Raw genomic sequence first — 4114 nt, 5'->3', positions numbered from 1 at the left:
GGCAAGGTCGATCGCCGCGCGCTCGCCGCCCGGCTCGACGCGCTCGACGCCGCAGGCGCGCGCACCCCGCCCCGGGGGCCGCTCGAACAGGCCCTCGCCGCGATCTGGGCCGAGGTCCTCGGGCGCGCCGACATCCACCGCGAGGACGACTTCTTCCTCCTCGGCGGCGACAGCCTCGGCGCCACCCGCACCGTCGAGCGGCTCAGGCGCGAGGGCGTCACCCACACCCTGGTGCCGCTGCGGCTGCTGTTCGGCGCCTCCACCCTGGCGGCGTTCGCCGAGCGGATCGCCGAATTCGGCACCGTCTCGCCCGGCGACCCCGGGACGGAGCAGACGGTCTTCGAGGAGGGCGCGCTGTGAGACCACGCGGCACGCCAGGCGCCACACCGGACGATCCCGGCTGAGCCCGCCTCGCCCTCATGCACCCGACCTTCCAGCCAGCCGATGACAGCCATCCCGCGGCTGTCGGCCAGCCACGCCCCGCGCCGCGCACCGCGGCGGGGGCGCTGCGCGATGCCGATGCGCCCAGCGCCGCGATGGAACGGCACAGGCACACCAGGCAACCGTCCCCCGCCAGCCGAGCGGCGGGCGACGACATCACGGAGCGACCCGCGCCCGTGTTCACCCGAGGCCCGCAAGGCCCATGCATCGCTAAGGAAAGAAGCACGCAGATGAACAAGAGAGAGCATTCCATGACGCCCCCACAGCAGATCCAGCCATTGATCCTGGCGCTGGTCGTCGGCGCGAGCGGACTGACCACCCTGCCCGTGGCCACGCATGCGGCGGGGGCGGAGACCGGGGAGGCCTCGGTCTCGCTGTCGACCATCACCGTCACCGCCCGACGCGGCGAGGAGCAGGCCAAGGAGATCCCCTTCGGGCTCAGCGTGCTCGGCGGCGAGCAGCTCGAGGAGCAGCGTCTCGACAACCTCGAGGAGGTGCTGGCGACGGTGCCCGGCGTCGACATCAGCGGCGACGGCGGTCCCAACAACTCCAACGTGCGCATCCGTGGCGTCGGCTCGCTCTACCAGCTCAACATGGACGACAACTCGGTGGTGCTGAACGTCGACGGGGTGTCGATGTCCACGCGCAACCTCGCGCTCGGCATGCTCGACATCGAGCGCATCGAGGTGCTCAAGGGGCCGCAGGGCACCCTGTTCGGACGCAACAGCGAGGCCGGCGCGATCAATGTCACCACGCGCAAGCCGACACGCTATTTCGAGGGCCATGTGCGCGGCGAGGTCGGTGAGCTTGGACGCAAGATGGGCGAGGCGGTGTTCAGCGGCCCGATCTCCGAGCAGGTGAGCGCCCGCGTGGCCTATCGCAACACCACCTCGGATCTCTGGGTGGAGAACAGCCGCGACGGCGAGCCGCTGATGCGCCCGCACGAGCAGACCCTGCGCGGCACCCTGCTGTGGGAGATCGGCGCGGGCACCGAGGCGACGCTGGTGGCCGAGCGCTACTCGATCGAGCACCAGGCCAACCTGATCGTCGCCCAACCCTATGGCGATCAGCCGGCCAACGACCTCACCCCGGGGCTGTTCGACGACAACGAGCGCAAGACCGAGCGCTACTCGCTGGAGATCAACCACGACCTCGCCGGCAGCCGGCTGAGTCTCATCACCTCGCTGGTCTCGACCGATATCGTCAAGTGGAAGGCCTATGACCGCACCATCACCGAGCAGGTCTTCGGTTTCCCCGGCGAGGTCGCCTTCCTCGACACCTCGGAGCAGGACGAGACCAGCCAGGAGCTGCGCTGGTCGTCGCTGCCCGATGCCCCGGTGTTCTGGGTGACCGGCCTGCACCTGTCGCAGTCCGACCGCACCTTCGACACCCTCGACACCATGACCGGCAACTTCTATGCGCGCGACTTCAGCAGCCAGAGCGCGGCGCTGTTCGGCGAGCTGACCTATCCGCTCGGCGATGCGCTGAAGCTCACCGGCGGCGTGCGTCACTCCTGGGACGAGAAGGACTACGAGGCGAGCTATCGGCGCGGCGCCACGGTGACCCGCGACGAGCGCGACCTCAGCGACGACTACACCACCGGGCGACTGGCGCTGAGCTATGCCCTCAGCGATGAGACCAACCTCTACGGCCTGCTCGCCCGCGGCCACAAGTCCGGCGGCTTCAACGACTACGCCTCCAGCATCGAGGGCAGCACGCCCTACGACTCGGCGAGCGTCAACACCCTCGAACTCGGCTTCAAGCACGAATCGCTCGACGGGCGCTTCACCCTCAACGGCGCGCTCTTCTTCAACCGGGTGAAGGACGACCACCTGCTCGGCTACGACGCCCACACCTTCGCCGCCACCGCGATCAACGCCGACACCGAGAGCAAGGGCGCCGAGCTGGAGGGCCGCTATGCCTTCGACAACGGGCTCTCGCTCGCCGCCGCGCTCAGCTATACCGACGCCCAGATCACCAGCGACGCGGTCGGCGTCTCCGGCGGCGACGTCGACGACGGCAACCGCGTCCCCGAGGTGCCGCGCTGGGGCGCGAGCCTGAGCCTCGGCCACGTCAAGCCGCTGCCGGCCGTCGGCGGGCTCGGTCCGCTCACCCTCAACACCCAGCTCAGCTATCGCTTCGTCGGCGAGCGCCCCGGCGACCCGCAGAACACCTTCGACCTCGACGCCTACCAGAAGCTCGACCTGCGCGTCGGCCTCGCCGCCGGCAACGCCGAGCTCTATCTGTGGGCCGACAACCTGCTCGACGAGGACTACGACCTCTACGCCTACCAGTACACCCCGACCCTGCGGATCGGCGCGCCGGCGCGCGGGCGTACCGTCGGACTCGGCGTCAATTACTTCTTCTGAGACCTGATCCGTGATGAATGATCCAACCCGGACCAAGACCCCGAGGTCCACCTGGTGGCTGCTCGCCAGCCTCTACACCACCCAGTACCTCGGGCTCGGCTTCTTCGTCATCGCCCTGGCCGCGCTGCTGCGCGAGCAGGGCGCGCCGCTCGACCAGATCAGCCTGGTCTACATGCTCGGGCTGCTGTGGGCGCTCAAGTTCCTCTGGGCGCCGCTGGTCGACCGCATCGGCGTGCGCCGCTGGGGGCACTATCGCGGCTGGCTGATGCTGATGCAGGCGGGAATGATGGCCTGCTTCCTGCTGATCGGCGCCTACGACCTGATCGACGACTTCTCCACCATCTATCTGCTCTGCGTGGTGGTCGCCCTGCTCTCGGCGACCCAGGACATCGCCGCCGACGGGCTCGCCTGCCGGCTGATCCCGGCCGAGGAGCGCGGCACCGGCAACGGCATCCAGGTCGCCGGCGGACTGCTCGGCAACATGCTCGGCGGCGGCGTGGTGCTGATGGCCTATCCCTATCTGGGGTGGGTTGGCAGCATGGTGGTGCTCGCCCTCGCCACCGGGGTGGCGCTGGTGCAGCTGCTCGTCTTCCGCGAGCCGCGCTGGCCGGTGGCGACGACCGCGCGGCCCCGGCTGCTGCCGCGCATCGGCGCCCTGCTGCGTGGGCGTCCCGGGCGCTACTGGCTGGCGATGGTGCTGTTCTACCCGCTCGGCTACAACCTGATGTTCATCCCGCTGACCCCGATCCTGGTCGATCTCGGCTGGTCGGTCGAGCGCATCGGCTTCACCGTCAACGTCTTCGGCTCGGTGGTCGGCATCATCGGCGCGCTGGCCGCGGGCTGGGTGTTCAACCGCGTGGCGCGACGCAACGCGCTGACCGGCGCGGCGCTGCTGCAGATCATCGGGGTGGGCGCCGTCGCGCTGCCGCTGCTGGGGATGACCGACACCCTCACGGTGATGCTCGCCATCGGCGCCTTCTTCCTCTTCTGCAATCCGGCCACCACGGTGCTGGCGGCGGTGATGATGGACCACGCCTCGCACGACGCCCCGGCCACCGACTACAGCCTGCAGTTCAGCCTGAGCATGGGTTTTGCGATGGTTGCGGCGACGGTGAGCACTTCGCTGGCAGAGCAGCTCGGCTATCTCTCGGTGATCTGGACCGCGCTGGCGGTAGCCGTCGTCGCCCTGCTGCTGGCGCTGCCCTACCGCTTCCAGCGGGTCTTTCCCGAGGGCGAGTCGACGGAGGACGCGCCCGCGCTGGACCCCGCCGTGGTGACGGGCGATGCGCGCTGAACCCTCAGAT

3 protein-coding genes are annotated in these 4114 nt (G+C 69.6%); all 3 read left to right on the top strand.

Annotated features, from left to right (window positions below):
- Nucleotides 1-360, top strand: a 360-nt coding sequence (locus tag EBL85_RS16500) for a phosphopantetheine-binding protein (protein WP_148040578.1), incomplete at its 5' end; no start/stop codon positions are given.
- A 332-nt stretch (nt 361-692) separates the two neighbouring features.
- The gene (locus tag EBL85_RS16495) at nt 693-2810 is read left to right on the top strand and encodes a TonB-dependent receptor (RefSeq protein WP_123143479.1); all 2118 of its coding nucleotides are present in this window, start codon (nt 693-695) and stop codon (nt 2808-2810) included.
- Nucleotides 2811-2823: 13 nt separating this feature from the next.
- On the top strand, nt 2824-4104 hold the full coding sequence (locus tag EBL85_RS16490) for an MFS transporter (RefSeq protein ID WP_123143478.1): 1281 nt from the start codon (nt 2824-2826) through the stop codon (nt 4102-4104).
- The last annotated feature ends 10 nt before the right edge of the window (nt 4105-4114 follow it).

The organism is Marichromatium sp. AB32, assembly GCF_003718675.1.
GTDB lineage: Bacteria > Pseudomonadota > Gammaproteobacteria > Chromatiales > Chromatiaceae > Marichromatium > Marichromatium gracile.
The sequence above is the reverse complement of the archived record's forward strand: the minus strand, read 5'-3'. Positions and strand labels throughout refer to the sequence as shown.